General features: G+C 49.5%; 16 protein-coding genes. 10 read left to right on the forward strand and 6 right to left on the reverse strand.

Features of this window, described 5'->3' with window-relative positions:
• Window positions 1–10: 10 nt before the first annotated feature.
• Together H9Q78_RS09590 and H9Q78_RS09595 are read right to left on the reverse strand one after the other, a co-directional pair.
• Window positions 11–859, reverse strand: coding sequence for a DNA-3-methyladenine glycosylase family protein (locus H9Q78_RS09590; RefSeq protein WP_249301299.1), 849 nt, complete (start codon window positions 857–859; stop codon window positions 11–13).
• Window positions 856–1,362: a pyridoxamine 5'-phosphate oxidase family protein gene (locus tag H9Q78_RS09595; RefSeq protein WP_249301300.1), complete on the reverse strand. Its 507-nt coding sequence runs from the start codon at window positions 1,360–1,362 to the stop codon at window positions 856–858. The genes H9Q78_RS09590 and H9Q78_RS09595 overlap by 4 nt, the downstream gene beginning before the upstream one ends.
• A 238-nt stretch (window positions 1,363–1,600) precedes the next feature.
• Between H9Q78_RS09595 and H9Q78_RS09600 the strand changes: the two genes are divergently transcribed.
• On the forward strand, window positions 1,601–5,362 hold the full coding sequence (locus tag H9Q78_RS09600) for a diguanylate cyclase domain-containing protein (RefSeq protein WP_249301302.1): 3,762 nt from the start codon (window positions 1,601–1,603) through the stop codon (window positions 5,360–5,362).
• 87 nt (window positions 5,363–5,449) lie between these two features.
• Window positions 5,450–5,884, forward strand: coding sequence for a MarR family winged helix-turn-helix transcriptional regulator (locus H9Q78_RS09605; RefSeq protein WP_249301304.1), 435 nt, complete (start codon window positions 5,450–5,452; stop codon window positions 5,882–5,884).
• A gap of 13 nt (window positions 5,885–5,897) precedes the next feature.
• Here H9Q78_RS09605 and asrC read toward each other — a convergent pair whose 3' ends face one another.
• The 4 genes from asrC to H9Q78_RS09625 all read right to left on the reverse strand — a co-directional run bounded on the left by asrC (window position 5,898) and on the right by H9Q78_RS09625 (window position 9,449).
• Window positions 5,898–6,866 (reverse strand): sulfite reductase subunit C, encoded by a 969-nt coding sequence (gene asrC / locus H9Q78_RS09610; RefSeq protein ID WP_249301306.1) that lies wholly within the window; start codon window positions 6,864–6,866, stop codon window positions 5,898–5,900.
• A 12-nt stretch (window positions 6,867–6,878) separates the two neighbouring features.
• Entirely contained in the window at window positions 6,879–7,670 is a 792-nt protein-coding gene (gene asrB, locus H9Q78_RS09615) for an anaerobic sulfite reductase subunit AsrB (RefSeq protein ID WP_249301308.1), read from the reverse strand.
• Entirely contained in the window at window positions 7,657–8,679 is a 1,023-nt protein-coding gene (gene asrA / locus H9Q78_RS09620) for an anaerobic sulfite reductase subunit AsrA (protein WP_249301310.1), read from the reverse strand. Before asrA ends, asrB begins: the two co-directional genes overlap by 14 nt.
• An 80-nt stretch (window positions 8,680–8,759) precedes the next feature.
• The gene (locus H9Q78_RS09625; protein ID WP_249301312.1) at window positions 8,760–9,449 is read right to left on the reverse strand and encodes a Crp/Fnr family transcriptional regulator; all 690 of its coding nucleotides are present in this window, start codon (window positions 9,447–9,449) and stop codon (window positions 8,760–8,762) included.
• Window positions 9,450–9,918: 469 nt separating this feature from the next.
• Between H9Q78_RS09625 and abc-f the strand changes: the two genes are divergently transcribed.
• The 8 genes from abc-f (at window position 9,919) to mreB (ending at window position 19,390) form a co-directional block, all read left to right on the forward strand.
• Entirely contained in the window at window positions 9,919–11,466 is a 1,548-nt protein-coding gene (abc-f, locus tag H9Q78_RS09630) for a ribosomal protection-like ABC-F family protein (protein ID WP_249301314.1), read from the forward strand.
• A gap of 31 nt (window positions 11,467–11,497) precedes the next feature.
• Window positions 11,498–12,997 carry a 4-alpha-glucanotransferase gene (malQ, locus tag H9Q78_RS09635; RefSeq protein ID WP_249301316.1) on the forward strand — a complete coding sequence of 500 codons (1,500 nt, stop codon included), beginning with the start codon at window positions 11,498–11,500 and terminating at the stop codon, window positions 12,995–12,997.
• Between the two features lie 58 nt (window positions 12,998–13,055).
• Window positions 13,056–13,700, forward strand: coding sequence for a WYL domain-containing protein (locus H9Q78_RS09640; protein ID WP_249301318.1), 645 nt, complete (start codon window positions 13,056–13,058; stop codon window positions 13,698–13,700).
• A 387-nt stretch (window positions 13,701–14,087) separates the two neighbouring features.
• Window positions 14,088–14,903 (forward strand): helix-turn-helix domain-containing protein, encoded by an 816-nt coding sequence (locus tag H9Q78_RS09645; protein WP_249301319.1) that lies wholly within the window; start codon window positions 14,088–14,090, stop codon window positions 14,901–14,903.
• A gap of 54 nt (window positions 14,904–14,957) precedes the next feature.
• Entirely contained in the window at window positions 14,958–15,911 is a 954-nt protein-coding gene (locus H9Q78_RS09650) for a DMT family transporter (protein ID WP_249301320.1), read from the forward strand.
• 84 nt (window positions 15,912–15,995) lie between these two features.
• Window positions 15,996–16,256, forward strand: coding sequence for a sporulation transcriptional regulator SpoIIID (gene spoIIID, locus H9Q78_RS09655; RefSeq protein ID WP_231062968.1), 261 nt, complete (start codon window positions 15,996–15,998; stop codon window positions 16,254–16,256).
• A gap of 763 nt (window positions 16,257–17,019) precedes the next feature.
• Entirely contained in the window at window positions 17,020–18,024 is a 1,005-nt protein-coding gene (locus H9Q78_RS09660) for a putative ABC transporter permease (protein ID WP_249301321.1), read from the forward strand.
• Window positions 18,025–18,391: 367 nt separating this feature from the next.
• Window positions 18,392–19,390: a rod shape-determining protein gene (gene mreB, locus H9Q78_RS09665; protein WP_249301323.1), complete on the forward strand. Its 999-nt coding sequence runs from the start codon at window positions 18,392–18,394 to the stop codon at window positions 19,388–19,390.
• Window positions 19,391–19,452: the final 62 nt, after the last annotated feature.

Below are 19,452 nucleotides of genomic sequence, written 5' to 3' on the forward strand. Positions count from 1 at the left end.
CGAAATTGGTTCATTTTCCAGAATGGAATAATTCGTAATAGAAAATATACTGCTGCAGGATACCGGCGCAGCCGTTATAGCAGGAGACAGGAAAGCCCTGGGGATATTCCCGCTCAAGGACCTGACGTATATGAGTATCTATGGGAAAGGCCTCAATATGGTGCAGGGCAAAAAGACAGATACAGTCGGCCACCTTTGCCCCGATGCCGTAGCAAGACATCAGGGCTTCCCTGGCCGCAGGGTAGTCCATGTGCCGGACGGATTCCAGGCAGAAACTTCCGTCTGATACATCCTGGGCTGTTTTCTGTATGTATTTGGCACGGTATCCCAGGTTGCAATTCCGGAGTTCGTCTTCTGAGGCGGAAGCGAGTTTATCCGGCCCCGGAAATCCATAGTGAATCTGGCCGCTGGAATCTGTGACCGCATTTCCGTAGTTCTTGCACAGGAGGCGGATACACCGGCGGATTCGGGGAATATTGTTCTGCTGGGAAATCAGGAAGGTGACCATGGTTTCCCAGAGGTCCTGGCGCAGGATCCGAATCCCGCCGCCGAAGGACACGGCATTCCGAAGATATCTGTCCCGTTCCGGCACCAGACGTTTGACGGCTCCATAGTCGGCGGAAAGGTCGAAGTAGGGACTCCAGAACTCCTCAAAGTCCTGTTCCGTGCAGGAAAACCCATAAGTCCGATACGGCTCTCCAACGGGGGTATCTTCTCTGCCGCCCATATCAAGAATCTCCAGATACTGGTCAGATGCGAGCAGATGAAAGCGGCCCGGCGCAGTTTCTTCCAGACGGAAGCACTGGCCGGAGGCCGCAATCTGTTTCAGATTAAAATCAGCGAGCGTTTTGACAATCATTCTAATTCCATTCTCCCATATTTCAGCTCTGCCCCGTCTTTGTCATATTTTTTACGCTTTCCGGTTATTTCTTCAATGGTTATTTTCCATACTGCGGTGTTGTTCAGGCTTCGCTCCATGGACCGCTGAAATTCCCCCATATTGGCGGGAGTATGGCGTTCGCATATGAGCCGCAGGGCATGTGTTTTTTCCTGTTCATCTTTGACTTCGGACGCAGTGCCGGTGAGGACAGCCGATTCGAATTCTGTGGTGAATTTATCGGAAGCGCGCTTCGTATCCCCCACACAGGTCATACATACCCGGGAATCGGCTGCCAGGGCGGCGGCTTTTTTTCCAATAGCTTTGCTTGCATGAAAATAAATGAAATTTCCGTCCCGGGCGATAGTCAGGGGAATACAGTAGGGAAATCCGTCCGCATCGTTCATTGCCATAACAGCCCATTCACATTTATCAACGATGGATTCTGCGAATTCGCGGGGCATTTCTCTGTCTTTACGTATCATAACAGCCTCCTTATATTGAAATTAGTCAGAATAGTTTCTATTGGCTCAAGCTGTATTTTACCATATCAAGCGATAAAAATCGACAAAGTATTACGGCAGACTTCAATTTTATAGTGCGACAGGTGCTGGAAATGGTAGCAGACTTCAAAAGAATAGAGTATAATGTCAAAATAATGTTGAAAAAAAGCCTGACAGGGAGAGACGGCGCCCGGGGCGGGAATGATAGGAGAGCTGTGGGATGGATAAAAGGGACATTCTCGTGATAGTGGACGATATGGAAGTGAACAGGGCAATCCTCAGTGAAGTATTTCAGTCGGAGTATCGTATATTGGAGGCTGAAAATGGGGAGCAGGCATTAATGTTTATAGAGCATTACCGGAGCAGGATAGCGGCGGTGCTTCTGGATTTGATCATGCCGATGAAGGACGGCTACCAGGTGATGGAACAGATGGAGAAGAAAAAGTTCCTGCCGGAAATACCTGTGGTCGTCATCACATCAGAGGACAGCTATGACTGCGAAGTTAGAGCCTTTGATATGGGAGCTTCCGATATTATCAGGAAGCCCTTCGAACCGTATGTGGTGAAACGGCGGGTGGAAAACGTGGTGGATCTGCACAGACACAGGCAGCATCTGGAGGAGCTGGTAGAAGAACAGGCGACGAGCCTGCGGGAATCCAACGAGGTCATGATCGACGCGCTGTCTTCCGTCATCGAATACCGGAGCCTGGAATCGGGCCAGCATATCCTCCGCATCCGCATGTTTACGAAAATTCTTCTGGAAGACGTGGCGCGGAGCTACCAGGAATATGGACTGGATGAACGCAGGATCGAGATCATCAGCCGGGCCGCTTCCATGCACGATGTGGGTAAGATTGCCATACCCGATTCTGTTCTGAACAAACCGGGCCGCCTGACGCCGGAAGAGTTTGAGGTCATGAAGACTCATTCACTGAAAGGGTGTGAGATACTGGCCGGATTGGACCGGATGAATGATAAAGAATACCAGCAGTATGCCTATAATATCTGCCGTTACCACCATGAGAGATGGGATGGAAACGGATATCCGGACGGCCTGAGAGGAGACCGGATTCCTATCTGCGCTCAGGTGGTAGGGCTGGCGGATGCCTATGATGCGTTGACAACAGAGCGGATCTATAAGAAGGCTTATTCGCAGGAGAAGGCATATAATATGATTTTGAACGGAGAGTGCGGTACCTTTTCCCCCAAGCTTTTGGAGTGCTTTAAGAATGTGAGGGATTCCTTTGCAGGGCTTGCCCGGGACTATGCGGACGGGCGTTCTCCCAAGTCTGATCTGATGATTGGGGGCGGGATGAAGCGGAATGTCATGGAGACGGGGACGGGTACGCTGGAGCAGGGGCAGATGAAGTATTTTTCTCTGCTCCGCTATCTGGAATCCACGGTGATCGAGCTGGACATCAGCACGGGTGTTTATCATGTCATATATCTGTCGGACAATAATTTCCAGCTTCTCCGCTCCGGCGGGCTGTTTGAGAAAGCGCTCTATAATTTTACCAAAGAAATGATCCACCCTTCCGACCGGGAAAAGGTGCTTTATTCCTTTGGAGAATACCTGTATGAGTTCTTTAACGGAGGGATGATCAAGCAGAGCTGGAAGTTCCGCGTATATGACCAGATGAAAGAAGAATACCGGTGGAATACGGCCACGCTGCTGCGGATCGATGTGGAGAATCCGCACCAGAGAAAGGTCATAATCATCTGGCATCCGGAGGAATTGATTCAGGAGGAACGGCGCCTTCCCCAGCATTTTGGAGAAGGGACAGAAGCCATGCGGGATCTGTTTGCCGGAATGCAGAAATGTGTTTACGATAAATGGTGCACCATTGAATATGTAAACGAAAGCTTTTTGAAGCTGGTTGATTATACCAGGGATGAGATTAAGGAAAAATTCCATAACCATTTTATAGAAATGATCTGCCCTGCGGACCGGGACCGCGTGAAGCGGCAGATGAGAGAGCAGCGGAACGCGGGAAATACCATAGAAGTGGAATACCGTTTGGAATCGAAAAACGGACAGATCATATGGGTGCTTGATAAATGCCGCGTCGTTACGGAACAGGACGGCAGGGAATATCTGTATTGTCTTCTGATAGACATCACGAAGACGCGGATGGCTCAAGAAGAGCTTCGGATGAGTTTGGAGCGCCATGAGATCATCATGGACCAGAGCAACGATATCATCTTTGAATGGGATATTGACGGTGATAGTATCGTCTATTCTTCCAATTGGGAGAAGAAATTCGGCTATGCTCCGATACGGGAGAGCGTTGGCAGCCGGATTCCGGCGGCGTCTCATCTGCATCCGGCGGACCGGCCGGAATTCCTAAACCTGATGCGTGAGATAGCGGATGGGCTGCCTTACAAAGAGGCGGAAGTAAGAATCGCGAAGGCCGACGGAAGTTATTCTTGGTTTCGGATCCGGGCGACCGCACAGTTTGATGGACGCGGGAGAGCAGTGAAATCTGTTGGTGTCATTATTGATATTGATGATGAGAAGAAGAAGACAGAAGAGCTTATCGACAAGGCGGGGCGGGATTCCCTTACGAATCTTCTGAACAAGGCTGTGTCCAGGAAAAAGATCAAGGATTGTCTGGCGAAGGGGGGATACCGGGGAAAGGCCGCTATGCTCATCATTGACTTGGACAATTTTAAAGGAATGAATGACCGCTTCGGACATATGTTCGGAGACGCGGTGCTGAAGGAGTTTGCCGGAATCTTAGACAGCCTTTTCCGCAGAGAAGATATCGTATCGCGCATAGGCGGAGACGAGTTCCTCGTGTTCATGCCCAGATGTGCGAGTCTTGTGGTCGTCATGGAAAAAGCAGAAAGGATTCTCCAGTTGTTTAAGGAGATATTCCTGGAGAATTTGGGAGAGGACTGCTTTTCCTGCAGCATCGGGGTTTCTGTGTGTCCTGATAATGGAAATGATTATGATACGCTGTTCTTAAGTGCGGACAAGGCTCTATATATGGCGAAGGGCCAGGGCAAGAACCGGTGCCTGTTTTATAATCCGGAGGCCATGGGGCATGGCCCGGAGAAGCTGTTGGCGGCGAAAACGAGGATTGATTCGGAGGCGGGTATCCCATATGATCTGTCTGGCGTGATTCGGGAAATATTTGGGAAGCTTTATGCCATCCACGATTTTGAGGAGGCAGTTGAGTCGATTCTCGCATTTACCGGAAAGTATTTTCGGGTGAGCAGGGCCTATATTTTTGAGGACAGCGAGGATGGGAACGCCTGCAGCAATACGTATGAATGGTGTAATACGGGAATCGAAGCGGAAAAGGACAGTCTGCAGGATATCGTTTACGCTCAGGTGGGGAATTCATATAAGGAAAATTTCAAAGAGCAGAATATCTTTTACTGCCCGGATGTGGCGGCCCTGCCGGACACGCAGCGGGAAATCTTAGAACGGCAGGGGATCAGATCCACGCTCCAGTGCGCAATCATGGACAGCGGCAGATTCCGGGGATTTGTGGGCTTTGATGACTGTGTCAAGAAACGGCTTTGGACCCAGGAGCAGGTAGAGGCGCTGACCTTTGTAGCTCAGATTCTGTCCATTTTTCTGTTGAAGGAGCGGGCAAACGGACGGGAAAAAGGAGCTGTGGACAATCTTCACAGGATACTGGATAACCAGAATGCATGGATTTACGTAGTGGATATGGATACCTATGAGTTTTTGTATGTCAATGAGAAGACACGCAGTACTGTGACAGATGCCGAGGTGGGAAAGAAGTGCTACCGGTCTCTTCTGGGAAGGGGGGATATCTGCGACGATTGTCCAATCCAGGATACAAATTTCAGAAAGGACTGCAGCAGGGAAATGTACAATCCCATGCTGAAGCTGTGGGTCATCGTGAATACGTCCATGATACGATGGGGCAAAAGAGAAGCCTGCCTGGTCTCATGCCGTGACATTACATGCTATAAAGAACCGAAGCTGCAGGAAAACCAGGCTTGACAAATAAGCTTGGCCGGACTAGAATGGTTCTCTAAAGAACTGTTGCTTTCGGAAGATTCGGAGAATGATCTCAGGGAGGAAATCAGTATGCTGTCATCCAGCGATATTCTGAAAAACGGCCAGCAGCTGGACAAGCTGTATACGAAGGTTATCAGCCAGGTTTCTGCAAAATTTGGAATGAGTAAGATAGAAGTGGATATCCTGTTGTTTCTTTATAACCATCCGGATTACGACACGGCCAGAGACATTGTGGAAGTTCGCTGTATAGCGAAATCCTATGTGTCGAAGGCGGTGGATCTGCTGATGCAGAAGGGATATCTCACTTCAATGGAAGACAAAAAAGACCGCCGGATCCTGCACCTTTCCGTACAGGCTTCGGCGGACAATATAATACGGGAGGCCAAAGAAGCTCAGGAACTGTTCATGTCGATCATTGGAAAAGGTATTCCTGAGGAAGACCAGGAAGTGCTCGAGCGGATTCTTTCCCGGGTATCGGAGAACATCAGGCAGGCCTTCCTATGACATGTGGAATAAGTCAGCGAACGTAAGAAACGCCCTTCCAATAAACGGGTGTGCAGATTTTGGCTTCGGGAGGAAGAGATACGTCTTTCAGCGCCCAGCGCTTATATTCCTCAAAGCCGGTCCGGTCGACGATGTATCCAATATGCTCCTTGCCTCCGGGGGCGGTACGGTCTATGTAATGCTCCACATAGTGATATGTATTCAAAATAATCTTCACAATACTGTCCTCATCGGCCCATAAGATGAAATCCTCGCCCAGGCGGGGATTTTTTTTGCCGCTGCGTCCAAACAAAGTCAGCCGGTAATATTTAGACGGATCGCGGCTCCAGGCGGAGACCGGACAGTTGAGGACACATTCCCCGCATCCGATACACTTTTCCGCATTTCTCCGGGGGCGGTAATTGACGGTAGTCAATGCTTCGACAGATTTGCGCCTGCATGCCTTTACACAGGCGCCGCAAGAAACACAGCGCTCCTGATCCAGCCTGGGCATGGTCATGCCCATAATGCCGAAATCGTGCATTCGTACTTTGGCACAGTCATTGGGACAGCCGGTCAGAGCGATCTTAAAGTGGAGGTCATTGGGAAATACGGCTTTCTCTATCCGCTTCGCAAAAGCCGTGGTGTCATAGCAGGCAAAGGGACAGACCCTGTTCCCTATACAGGCTGTGATATTTCGGGTCCCGGAGGAAGAATATCCGTTTCCGGGGACAGGCTGATTGATATCCAGGCCGTCGATAATGGGCTGCAGCATGGCGTTTACCTTGGGCATATCCTCATAGGAGATGCCGGGGACTTCAAAGCCCTGGCGGTTGGTAAGGTGTACGGTGCCGTCGCCGTAAGTCTCCGCGATCTCCTGGATCATTGAGAGACATTTTGCGTCCAGATGACCGCCTGGCACCCGGATACGGGAAGCGGTCTTCCCGCGCACTTTAGTGACGCGGAAAGCGTTTTTTTTCAGTGCTTTTGTATTGATATCCATAAATTCACCCTCCTAATCAATCAGTGTGCGCCCTTTGGTATAAGGGAAGACCGGACCGTCCAGACAGACATAAGTATCATTGATTCGGCAGTGGCCGCATTTGCCGATACCGCAGCACATCTTCCGCTCTTTTGAGATCCAGATCTGGCTGTCTTCCAGGCCTCGGTTCTTCAGCGCCTGTATGGAGAAGCGCATCATGGCCGGAGGGCCGACCACTATGGCGGCCGCATTTGACAGGTCAGCGAAGGACAGTCTGGGAATATACGCGGTGACCAGCCCCTCCCGGTATTCTGTGCCGCCGCCGCTGTCCACGGTGAGGATTACCTGGGCACATTGGCTCCACCGTGAAAAATCATCCCGGAATAAGATATCGGAAGGGGATTTAAAGCCGGCGATCATGGTCAGGCCTCGTATTTCCGTCATATGACTGGCAAAATGCTCCATGACGCCGCGCACCGGGGATACTCCTGTTCCGCCGGCGACGATGACCAATTCTTTGCCTTTATAATCATTCAAGCAGAAGCCGTTTCCGTAAGGACCCCGGAGAAACATCCGGCCGCCTTTATAGCGCTCAAAGATTTCATTGGTCACTTTTCCCACACGGCGGATCGTCAGATCTATGGTACCGTCGCCAATGCCGCTGACGGAAATGGGAGCTTCGCCGTATTTGGGGATTGAGACTTCGAAGAACTGTCCCGGCTTTACATCGCCCAGATATTTTATGCGGAAGGTGTATTCGATCTCCGTGTGGCGGATGACTTCGACAATTTCAGAGAGAAAAGGGACATATTCATTTTGCTTCATCGGAATTTACCTCCTTCATCGCTTCGGACAGACGGTTCAGACAGTGGGAGAAGGATATGTATTCCGGACAGGCGTCGTCGCACCTGCCGCAGCCTACACACATCTGAAAGCCGCTCTTCTTCTTGAAATCCAGCGCCTTGTGGAGCACTTTATACCGCATCCGTTCACCGCAGGTATTCCGATAGCTTCCGCCTCCGGCCACGTCGGAAAAATCGTCTACCATACAGGAAGCCCATACACGGCGTCTCTCTCCGGCATTTCCATTGTCCGTATAGAATAAGTCCTGCATGGTGAAGCAGGTACAGGTAGGACAGACAAAATTGCATCTGCCGCATCCGATGCAGCGGCTGTCATATTCCTCCCAGATTTTACTCTTGATGACGCCCGCGGTCAGATGATCGGGAATGTGGACCCTGGTCTTGGTTTCCGTGAGATAGGACGGAGAGACCGCTCGCTCGCAGGCGGCATGGCGGCGGAACAGCTCCTGCCATTCAGCGTTTGGACAGTCGATCTGCCAGGCATCGCCTTCCTGATCCAGAGAAAAATCGTAGCCGTCGGCTTTGTTCGTCCCCATATCCACACAGAAGCAGCTGGAAAATGGTTCTTTGCAGCCAATCAGGACAAAGCGGAGTTTATCCCGGCGTTCCCGGTAATAAGGATCCTCAGGACCATTCTGCAGATAAATATGATCCAGACGTTTTAATGCGTGGAGGTCACAGCTTCGCAGGAAGATGACAGCTCCCTTTTGCTTCTGTTCCGGCTCCAGGACGGAACCCTCCGTAAAATAAAATAGAGTCTGGCTGATGGGAAGGAGGATCTCCTTCCAGGAAAAACGGGATTTTTCATGGAGCACAATTTCCTCAGGAGAAGAAATCTTTCCATAACGTACCAGATCCGTGTCAGAAAATGCGCCGCCTTTGGGATAAAGACGGGGGGCGTAGAGGTCGTATTCGAGGGACAGATGCTGAAAAACCTCGGATAACGCCTCTGTTGACAGACAATAACCCATATATCCACCTCTTTCTTTTCGAAGACATTTGTTCTGTCAAGTAATGTATCATTGGGAAAAAAATAAAACCGTGAGCTTTCTCACGGTTCTTTAAAATACTCCATTAGTTTTTCACGGTCAGGTATGAAAAAATGATTTTTCCGGTATTCTACCAATCCAGCCTCACTGAGCTGCTTTACCAGGCGGGAGACGGTTTCCCGCTTGGAGCCGAGAAGCTCTGCCAGGTACGTGATACTTAGATCAAAATCAATGAGAGTGCCGTCGTCCAAAGGGATTCCATAGTCCAGAGACAGCTTCCAGAGCTTGGCGGCCAGCCGTTTGTCTCCGCGCACACTGCCGACCGTGTTTTTAAGCTGATGGTAAAGGCGGCGGATTTTGAGGGCCATGGAAGACATGACGGCCATGGACAGATGAGCGTCCCGTTCCATTAAGCCGAGAAATGTCCTGCGGGGAAAGCAGAGTATCAGAGAATCCTCCAGAATCTCACAGTTTATGGAGGCGGTGGGATCCTGAAGAATGACCTCGTTCAGAGGCTGTCCCGGACCGCAGAGAAAAATCACCTTTTTTTCATACAAATGATTCAATTTATAGAGGGAAGCTTTTCCCTCAGCCAGGAAAAAGACAGTAGATACTGGCTCCTTATCCAGAAAGAGCTGAGTGCCCCGTCGGTATTGTCTCATGATACCGCATCCGGCCAGATCTGCGTAAGTGGACGGCGATATATCTTGAAAGACAGGAATTCGCTTCAGAGCATCTTTCATGGGAATCATAGGGGCCTCCTTTGGTACGAATGGTACAAATAAATTCATTATATCAGAAGAGAAGGGCGTTCGTAAAGAGAGACGGAGGCTTGACAGGCAAATGGCTATTGTGATACCATGGATTAAGCTTCCTCATATGGAGGAGCGGAGATGAGAAGAGAGGAGATGAAAGGATGAAGATTAATTCCTGCAGATGATCGGTCGGATGGTGCGTGACATTTTGAATATGTCTATTTGTCATGCCCGCAGGAATGTAATGCTTTTTCCTTTTATCGCGAACCAAATAGAGCGGAGCTCTGGAAATGCCTGTCCGCAGAGACGGCGTTGACAGAGTGACGATATGATATGGTATGGACAAAAGGATGCAGGAATTCCTGCATCCTGTTTTTGTGCTCCGCCCAGGCGGAATCTTTGCCATGACAGGATGGCAGCGCACCCTCCAATGAAAAGTAATTTAGAAGGATTGGAGGAAAATTGTATGACACAAATTCGCGCGGAACATGTAACATTTTATTATGGAGGAAGTCACCAGGAAATTTTCCGGGATATGTCGTTTACCATTGACACAGACTGGAAATTGGGGCTTATCGGAAGGAACGGCAGGGGGAAGACGACACTCCTGCGCCTGCTTTTGGGAAAGGAGGAATATAAGGGCCGGATCGTTTCGTCTGGGGAATTCACCTATTTTCCTTTCTTGCTCGATATGGATTTGGACAACATGGCCTTTGAGGTGGCGGAGGAAGTTTTGCCGGGGTATGAGCTGTGGCGTCTGTGCCGTGAACTTCAATTTCTGGAGACAGATCCGGAGATTCTGTACCGGCCCTTTTCCACGCTCAGCCAGGGAGAAAGGACAAAGGTGCTGCTGGCGCTGCTGTTTATTCAGGAGCATCATTTTTTGCTCATTGACGAGCCCACCAACCATCTCGATCTGGAAGGACGGGAGATTGTGAGCCGCTATCTGAACCGAAAAAAGGGGTTTATCCTGGTATCCCATGACAGAGTCTTTTTGGACGGCTGCATCGATCACGTCATGTCTATTAACAGGCAGGGGATAGATGTGGTACAGGGCAATTTTTCATCCTGGTGGGAAGACAAGACGAGGAGGGATCAGTGGGAGGCCGGGGAAAATGAAAAGCTGAAAAAGGAAATCGGAAGACTGTCTGTGGCGGCAAAGCGGGCGGAGACATGGTCAGGAGAAATAGAAAAGACTAAATTCGGGACACGGGTGGGCGGATTAAGACCTGACCGCGGGGCGATCGGGCATAAAGCCGCGAAAATGATGAAGCGCGCCAAGACGACGGAACGCCGGATGGAGGAGGCCGCGAAGGAAAAGTCAGGACTTCTTAAAAATGTGGAGAGCGTCCAAGAGCTGAAGCTGTTTCCGCTCCGCCACTATAAAGAAGAGCTGGTGAAATTCCGCGGAGTATCATTGGCGTACGGAGAGAAGGAAGTGTGCAGAAATCTGGAATTCACCCTGAGAAGAGGGGAACGGATGGTGCTGGCAGGCGGAAACGGATGCGGGAAATCCACGGTGCTGAAGGCGGTTTTGTCTCAGGCGGCCGCCGGGGAGCATGTGGAAGCCCGCTTGGCGGGAGACGGCCTGCGGGTGGTTCGGGGAAACATTGAGACAGCTCCGGGGCTTAAGATTTCCTGGGTGCCTCAGGATACCTCCTTTTTATCCGGAAGTCTGGATGATTATATTTACAGCTGCGGCTGCGACGGGCAGCTAATGAAAATGCTGCTGCGGAAGCTGGATTTCTCCCGGGAACAATTTGAGAAGCCCATGGAGGAATACAGCGAAGGGCAGAGGAAAAAGGTGCTGCTAGCCAGAAGTCTCGGGGAGCGGGCCCATCTTTACATCTGGGATGAACCGCTTAATTATATCGATGTTTTTTCCAGAATGCAGATAGAGGACCTTTTGGAGGAATCCGATCTTTCCCTTCTTTTTGTGGAGCATGACAGCGCATTTTCAGAAAAGATTTCCAGGGGCTGTAAGTATTGTATATCGGCCTGTTTTTCAGTATAATGATAGAAAAGAAGAAAAAGAGAGGTAACGAATGATGACAGGTCAAGTTTTGGAACGGGGCGCGGGTATCCTGCTTCCCGTCAGCGGTCTCCCGTCCCCATATGGAATCGGGACCTTTGGCCGCGCGGCCTATGATTTTATAGATTTTTTGAAGCGGGCGGGCCAGAAATACTGGCAGGTCCTGCCTGTGGGCCCTACGAGCTATGGAGACAGCCCTTATCAGTCCTTTTCTGCTTTTGCGGGGAATCCCTATTTTGTCGACCTGGATTTTCTGACGGAAGAGGGGCTGCTGCAAAGGGACTATGTGGAGAGCTTTTCCTGGGGAGACCAGGAATCCTATGTATCTTATGAGACCGTATACCGGAACCGGTTTCAAGTCCTCCGGACAGCCGCGAAGAACAGCCGGCACCGGGAACAGCCGGATTTTCAGGCCTTTGAACAGAAAAATGCCTATTGGCTCCGGGATTACTGTCTGTTTATGGCGTGCAAGGAGTATTTTGGCGGCATAGAATGGCTGAAATGGGAGGAAGACATTCGTTTTCGCAGGCCGGAGGCGGTGGAGAAGTATGAGAAGCTTTTGGAAGAGGATATGGATTTTTGGGCTTTCTGCCAGTATAAATTTTTCTGCCAATGGAAGAAACTGAGGGAGTACGCGGCGGAGAGAGGGATTCGGATCATAGGAGATATTCCCATATATGCCGCCATGGACAGCGCGGATGTTTGGACTCATCCAGGGCTTTTTCAGCTGGATGAGAATCTGATGCCGAAGTTCATTGCCGGGGTGCCGCCCGATGCGTTCAGCGATACGGGGCAGCTTTGGGGGAATCCGCTTTATGACTGGGATGCCATGGAAAAAGAGGATTTTGAGTGGTGGCGCAGGAGAGTCCTTTCCTCCCAGGAGCTGTATGACGCGGTGAGAATCGATCATTTTATTGGAATCACCAGATACTATGCCGTGCCCGGAGGCGCGAAGGACAGTGTCCATGGCACTTATATGGATGGTCCTGGAAAAAAACTGACCGATGTCATCAATGAGACAGCGGAAAACCTGTATATCATTGCGGAGGATCTGGGAATCGTGACGCCGGCGGTGAGGAAATTGCTGGAGGATAACCATTATCCGGGCATGAAGGTAATCGCCTTTGGCTTTGATGGAAATCCGGCCAATGAGCATCTTCCCCATAATTACAAAGAGACGAACTGTATCGCCTACGGCGGGACTCATGACAATGAGACACTGGCGGGCCTGTTCTGCGACAAGTCGGATGAAGTGCTTGGTTATTTATTTGACCTGATCGGGACCAGAGACCGGGAAAAGATCGTGGAGGAGCTGTTCCGGCTCGCGTACGGAAGCGTTGCCAATGTGGTGATATTCCAGGCCCAGGATGTGCTGAAGCTGGATAATTCCGCCCGCATGAACTTTCCGTCCACTTTGGGAAACAATTGGAAATGGCGTCTGCGGAAGGGCCAGCTGGGTCAAAGGGAATCGGACTGGCTGGGCCATCTGGTGCACGTATATAACAGGTATTGAAACAGCCCTGCAGAGGACGGGTTCGCGGCGTCTGCCGGAAAGAGAAGGAGGAATGCATATGGCCAGATCGATGAATCAAAAACTGAAAGTGTTGTACATTATAAAGCTGCTTGCGGGGACGGATGCGTCCCATGTGGTGACAATGAATGAGATTCTCGAAGAGCTTCGAAGCCATGGCATTTCCGCGGAGAGGAAGAGCATTTATGATGATCTGGACGCACTTCGGACTTTCGGCTTTGAGGTGGTCAGCAGGAGAGAGCGGCCGGCCGGCTATTATCTAAAGAACGCCGGCAGTATTGCCGGGCTGCTGGCTGTACCCGGCATTTTGCCCGGTTTGCCGGCTGACCAGAAAAAAGAAAAAGAAATCACTCCCGAGCCTGAAAAACCTTCGGCTTCTGTACGGCGTCCGGACTGGCTTCGTGGGAAAACAAAGATTGAGCTGCTTTGCAGTGAGACGGCGGCTGAGAGCATTCTGAATGAATTGGGAGGAGGCGTTTCTGTTCGCGGGAAAAGCAGCTCTGGTACAAAAAAAGGGAGCGCTCAGATGGTTTCCCTGAAATTAAAAGCCGCGGTGGGAGACGCTTTTTATGGCTGGCTGGCCGGATATGGCTGTAAAGTCAGGATGACGGCTCCGCCATCCGCAATGAGAGAATATCGGAAGTATCTGAAGGAGATCCGCAGCCTGTATAAAGAGGAAGCCTGAGGAGGAGAAAGCGATTAAGAATGAGGAATGCCTGTCCGGCTGTGAGCCGGGCAGGCATTTTTGACTCCAGGGAGGCGGCTGAAGAACGGATCAGTCGGCTGCCATTTGTTTTTACATAGTCAACGGCATATTCCAGCCGTACCTGGGCCGCTCTTTTTGCTTTGATCCTGAAGTAAAAGGTCATATCTGTTTTGGATATGCCGTTCAGGTTGTGAAGAGTATGTGGTGTACCTTTCTAGTGCGGCCATGGATAAGTCCCAATGGCGCTCATCCTATGCTCCGTTTCTTTCCATAATATTCTTGGACAAGGTGCAATATTTTACAAGAGCTTTTTTGAGAACTGTGCTATACTGTCTGTGCGCGGAATAAGGAAAGAGAGGGAATATCATGGAACAGGGTAAAAGGAGCGTTCGGTTTGACAATGAACTTCAAGTAGAGGCGTACTGCTTTCAAGGAATCATGCAAAGGTTTCCCAACCACTTCCATGAATATTATGTGATCGGATTTATTGAGAGCGGCCGCAGGCACCTGATATGCAAAAATAGGGATTACCAGGTCCAGTCTGGGGCTCTGCTGCTGTTCAATCCTTCGGACAGCCATACATGCGAGGCCATAGACGACGCTCCTTTGGATTACCGGTGTATTAATATAAAAAGAAGAACTATGTGGCGGGTGGCGGAAGAGATAACCGGAAAAGGATGCCTGCCGTATTTTTCGGAAACTGTAGTTCCAGACAGCGGCCTTACGGAGCTTTTGCGCCAGCTTCATCATATGATAATGGAAGGGCGGAAAGAGTTCGACAAGGAAGAGTTGTTTTATTTTCTGACAGAACAGCTGATACGGAAATACGCGGAGCCCGGCGAGGGAGGAAGCAGCCCTTTCATCCACCAGGAGGCGGAAAAGGTCCGCCTCTATCTGGAGACACATTATGAAGAAAAGATATCTCTCGATAAACTGGCGGCCATGGCAGATATGAATAAATATTCTCTGCTGCGTACCTTTACGAGATTATATGGGATCACGCCGTACCGGTATTTGGAAAATATCCGGGTGAATAAAGCGAAGGAGTTTCTGGAGCATGGCGGGGAGCCGCTGGATGCGGCTATGGCTGCAGGTTTTTCCGATCAGAGCCATTTTACCAATTATTTTAAAGAATTTATAGGACTGACACCGGGACAATACCGGGATATTTTCAGAGAATGAAAGAGGGATGGAACGGGCTTGAGGACCTGGGATCAGAATAGGGAGGATTTTGAGATGAAAGAGCAGCTTCAGCAGAAGACAGTAAGTCAAGAGGAAGAGGCGGGGAGTACCCGCGGCCATATGGCGGCGGTATTCACCGTAGCTGTATGGGGGACAACATTCATAGCGACAAAAATTTTACTTAGAGGGATGGCGCCTGCGGAGATTCTTTTTTTCCGCTTTCTGCTGGCGTTCCTGGTATTGTGCGCCGTGTGCCCGCGCCGGATGAAGCTGAAGGAGAAAAAGCATGAGCTTTTGTTCGTCGGCGCCGGGCTGTTTGGCATCACCTTTTATTATCTGCTGGAAAATGTGGCGCTCACTTATACGCTGGCGTCCAATGCAGGAGTGATCATATCGGTCACGCCGTTTTTTACGGCAATTCTGTCGCACATTTTTACAAAGGATGAAAAGCTTCGGTCCGGATTTTTCATAGGGTTTTTAACAGCAATCGCCGGAATATGTCTTATCAGCTTTAATGGAGCCAGCAGATTCCATGTGAATCCGCTGGGGGATCTGCTGGAGCTGGGGGCGGCATTGGCCTGGAGTTCTTATGCCGTATTTTCCAGAAAGATCAGCCGTTATGGATACAACACCATCCAGGTCACCAGAAGGACGTTTTTTTACGGGCTTGTATTCATGATACCGGCGTTGTTTCTCATGGATTTTCGGCCGGATTTCTCCGTACTTGGAAATCCTGCGCTGCTGTTTAACTTTCTGTACTTGAGCCTGGGAGCGTCCGCTCTCTGTTTTGTCACCTGGAATACAGCGGTCAAAAAGCTCGGCGCTGTGAAGACCACGATCTATATCTATATGGTCCCGGTTGTAACGGTAGCCGCGTCAGCGATTATCCTGGATGAAAAGATCACCTGGATGTCTGCTCTGGGGACGGCGCTTACTTTAGCCGGGCTGGCGATCTCTGAGGGACGGACAAAGAGCAAAAAGGAGAAAGAAGCAGCGGTGGATTATTAACCGTAAATATGGTGAGTTTCCTGCACATGAATTGAATACTCCCTGCATAGATTGTAAAAACAAGCGTATCAGGGGGACTCCCTTTTGAAAGATTATATTGAGGAGCGTGCCGTAGAAATTGCAAATTATATCATTGAGGAGAACGCCACGGTTCGGCAGACAGCAAAGAAATTCGGAATCAGCAAAAGTACGGTGCACAAGGACGTGACAGATCGTCTTGTGCAGATCAATCCGACTCTGGCATCCCAGGCACGGATCGTACTGGACGTCAATAAATCGGAACGCCATATCAGAGGCGGGATGGCGACCAAAGAAAAGTATCTCCATCAGATGGAAATAAAATGACAAGAGTCCCGGGACGGCGTATGGCCGCGCTCCGGTTATAAGTGACCAAAGGGAAAACTGCGCTCAGGGGGAAATCAGGCTCCGGGCGCAGTTTGATTTTATATATGGAAATTTGGAACGAACGGCGAGATATATCTGCTGTGTGGCAAAATAAAAGATGGGACATGCATTGATATTTTTTTCGCTATACGATAAAATTATTTTAACAGGTGTGACAATGTTTGCCATTGACAAAGGAGGAAAAAGAGATGTTCTTTTATAATGCGTCTTATGTTTTGTCTTGTCTTTTTGGTCTTGTACAGTTTGTGATGATGGTTTTGGTTATTATAGTCTGCATTAAATATTTAAAGAACAACAAGTCATAATAAGCTTAATCAGTTGAGGTGACATTTCTAAATGATGGTGTCTAAATTTGACGTTTTTGGAATAAAAAAGACTGACAGATATATAATGATTTCATAATAAAATAAAAAAGATGATGTTAATCCAATAACAAATCTATTAACATATCATTGCCACAGACCGCCGGGATTCTCCCGGTCATACCTGGGCTTGAAATTGGAAGCCGGTTCAGGACTGTGGAACATGGGGCTTCCACCAAAAGCCGGCGGTCGCCCCTCATCTCTCAGCCATTTGAAGAGCTGTTTGTCAAATGGTGTCGAAAAACTTTTTTAAAAATTCTTAAGAAAGTTTACATTCCCGTTTTGTAGTTGACATACGAAAGCTCATGCACTAGACTGAATAGTGACAGGAGGATGCGGCTATGCACTATACTTTTCAGCAATGGCTGATGTTTTTTTATGTTTACTGTTTTATCGGCTGGTGCTTCGAGAGTACTTATGTTTCTATATTAAAGAGAAGATTTGTGAACAGAGGTTTTTTACATTCACCGCTGCTTCCCATATATGGATCAGGGGCGGTCGTGATGCTTGTGGCGACTCTGGGTCTGAGAGACCATATCGTATGGATGTTTCTGGCGGGGATGGTGGGAGCCACAGCCCTGGAACTGGTGGTCGGACTGTCTATGGAAGCAATCTTCAAAGTGAAATACTGGGATTACAGCAATCAAAAGCTGAATTATAAAGGCGTTATCTGTTTATCGTCTTCCCTCTGCTGGGGATTATTTACGGTGCTTCTCAATAAATATCTGCATAAACCGGTGGAGGCCTTTGTGATGGGACTGTCTCCGGTCCTGGTGACAGTGGTGGTGATCGTGGTCTCGGTCATCTTTATTTCCGATGCGGTGGTGTCCATAAAGGTTGCCCTGGGGATCCGGGACATGCTGGATGTATCCATGCGTTTGCGGAAAGAGCTGAATGAGGTGCAGGTACAGCTGAACGAACGTGTAAATGCCATGAGAGCCGGGATGGAAGAAAAGAAAGACTCGGTTGGCGAAAGGCTTGGAACGCTGCTTGATTCCATCGGGGATAAGCTGACAGAGATGGCCGGCGCGGCAGGGAGCAAGATGGATTCCCTGATCGACGCCACTTACGAAAAATTGGGTGCGCTGGCCAAGCTGTCCGACGAGAAGGATGAAGAAGCAGGCGTAGTTTCCAGTCTCGGTGAAAAGCTTAAATCTTTAAAACAGGAACACGAATCCCAGACGGAAAAGATGGCATACTTAAAGATGAAGATGCTGAAAAGGAACCCTTCCGCCACTTCCAGAAAGTTTGCCAAAGAATTTTCTGTGCTGCGGACAGAACAGATAAAGCGTTATGAGATCCGGAGAAAAGAGAAGAAAGAGAACCGGAAAAAGCGTCACAAATAAAAAAACACCCTTTTCAGGGTGGGGTTTTAGGGGGGGGGACTCGGCAGCCTGAGGCTGCCGAGCGTGAGTATGAAAAAGCTTGTTTATACCAATTTCGATTGGTATGCCTATAGTATAAAAAGAAAATGTGACCAAAATATGTTCAGTCTATGAAAAAATCATGAAGAACATAAAAGAAAATTTAGGGAAACACAAAATTTCCTTTCATCTGCAAAAAGCAATTGAAAAAATGGAAAAATTGTTTATAATATAAAGGATTGGCGAGTTTTATAGGTAATAAGAGGAAGAAATGTCCGGTCCCCGGACGTATCGGATATAGAATCGCATTATAGGCAAGCAGTTTGGAAGAGCATAGGAGGAAATAAAGATGTTATTATCGACAGATATAGGAATTGACCTGGGTACGGCCAGCATCCTGGTATATATAAAAGGAAAAGGTGTCGTGCTGAAGGAACCCTCCGTAGTGGCATTTGACCGAGATACCAATCAGATAAAGGCAATCGGAGAAGAGGCGCGTCTGATGATCGGAAGGACTCCCGGCAATATCGTGGCTGTGAGACCGCTTCGTCAGGGCGTGATCTCCGATTATACGGTCACGGAAAAAATGCTGAAGTATTTTATCCGCAAGGCGCTCGGAAAGAAGACCCTAAGAAAGCCCAGGATCAGCGTGTGTATTCCAAGCGGCGCCACAGAGGTGGAGAAAAAGGCGGTAGAGGACGCGACTTATCAGGCAGGGGCCAGAGAGGTTTCTATTATTGAGGAGCCAGTAGCCGCGGCGATCGGTTCTGGCATCGATATATCAAAGGCCTGCGGCAACATGATCGTGGATATCGGCGGCGGTACGGCGGATATCGCTGTCATTTCCCTTGGCGGCACGGTAGTGAGCACTTCGGTTAAGGTGGCCGGAGATGATTTTGATGAGGCAATCGTCCGTTTCATGAGAAAAAAACACAACCTTCTGATCGGTGAAAGGACGGCTGAGGAAATCAAGATACAGATAGGCTGTGCTTATAAAAGGCCGGAGCTGGTGGCCATGGACGTCAGGGGACGTAATCTGGTGACCGGACTTCCCAAGACAATCACCATTACTTCCGATGAAACGCTGGAAGCGCTCCGGGAGCCTGCTATGCAGATTGTAGACGCCGTACACAATGTTTTGGAGAGGACTCCGCCTGAACTGGCGGCCGACGTGTACGACAGAGGGATTGTGATGACCGGAGGAGGGAGCCTGCTCAGCGGTCTGGATGCTTTGATCGAGGAAAAGACCGGCATCAATACGGTGATCGCCGAAGAGCCTCTGACTGCAGTGGCGATCGGTACCGGAAAGTTCATTGAGTTCATGCACGGACAAAGGGACGTTGAATAAACGCGGCGCAGCCGACGAGATATCAGGGGCGGCTAGAAGTCTTCCAGGCTTCTGGCTGCCTT

This window comes from Qiania dongpingensis, assembly GCF_014337195.1.
GTDB lineage: Bacteria > Bacillota > Clostridia > Lachnospirales > Lachnospiraceae > Lientehia > Lientehia dongpingensis.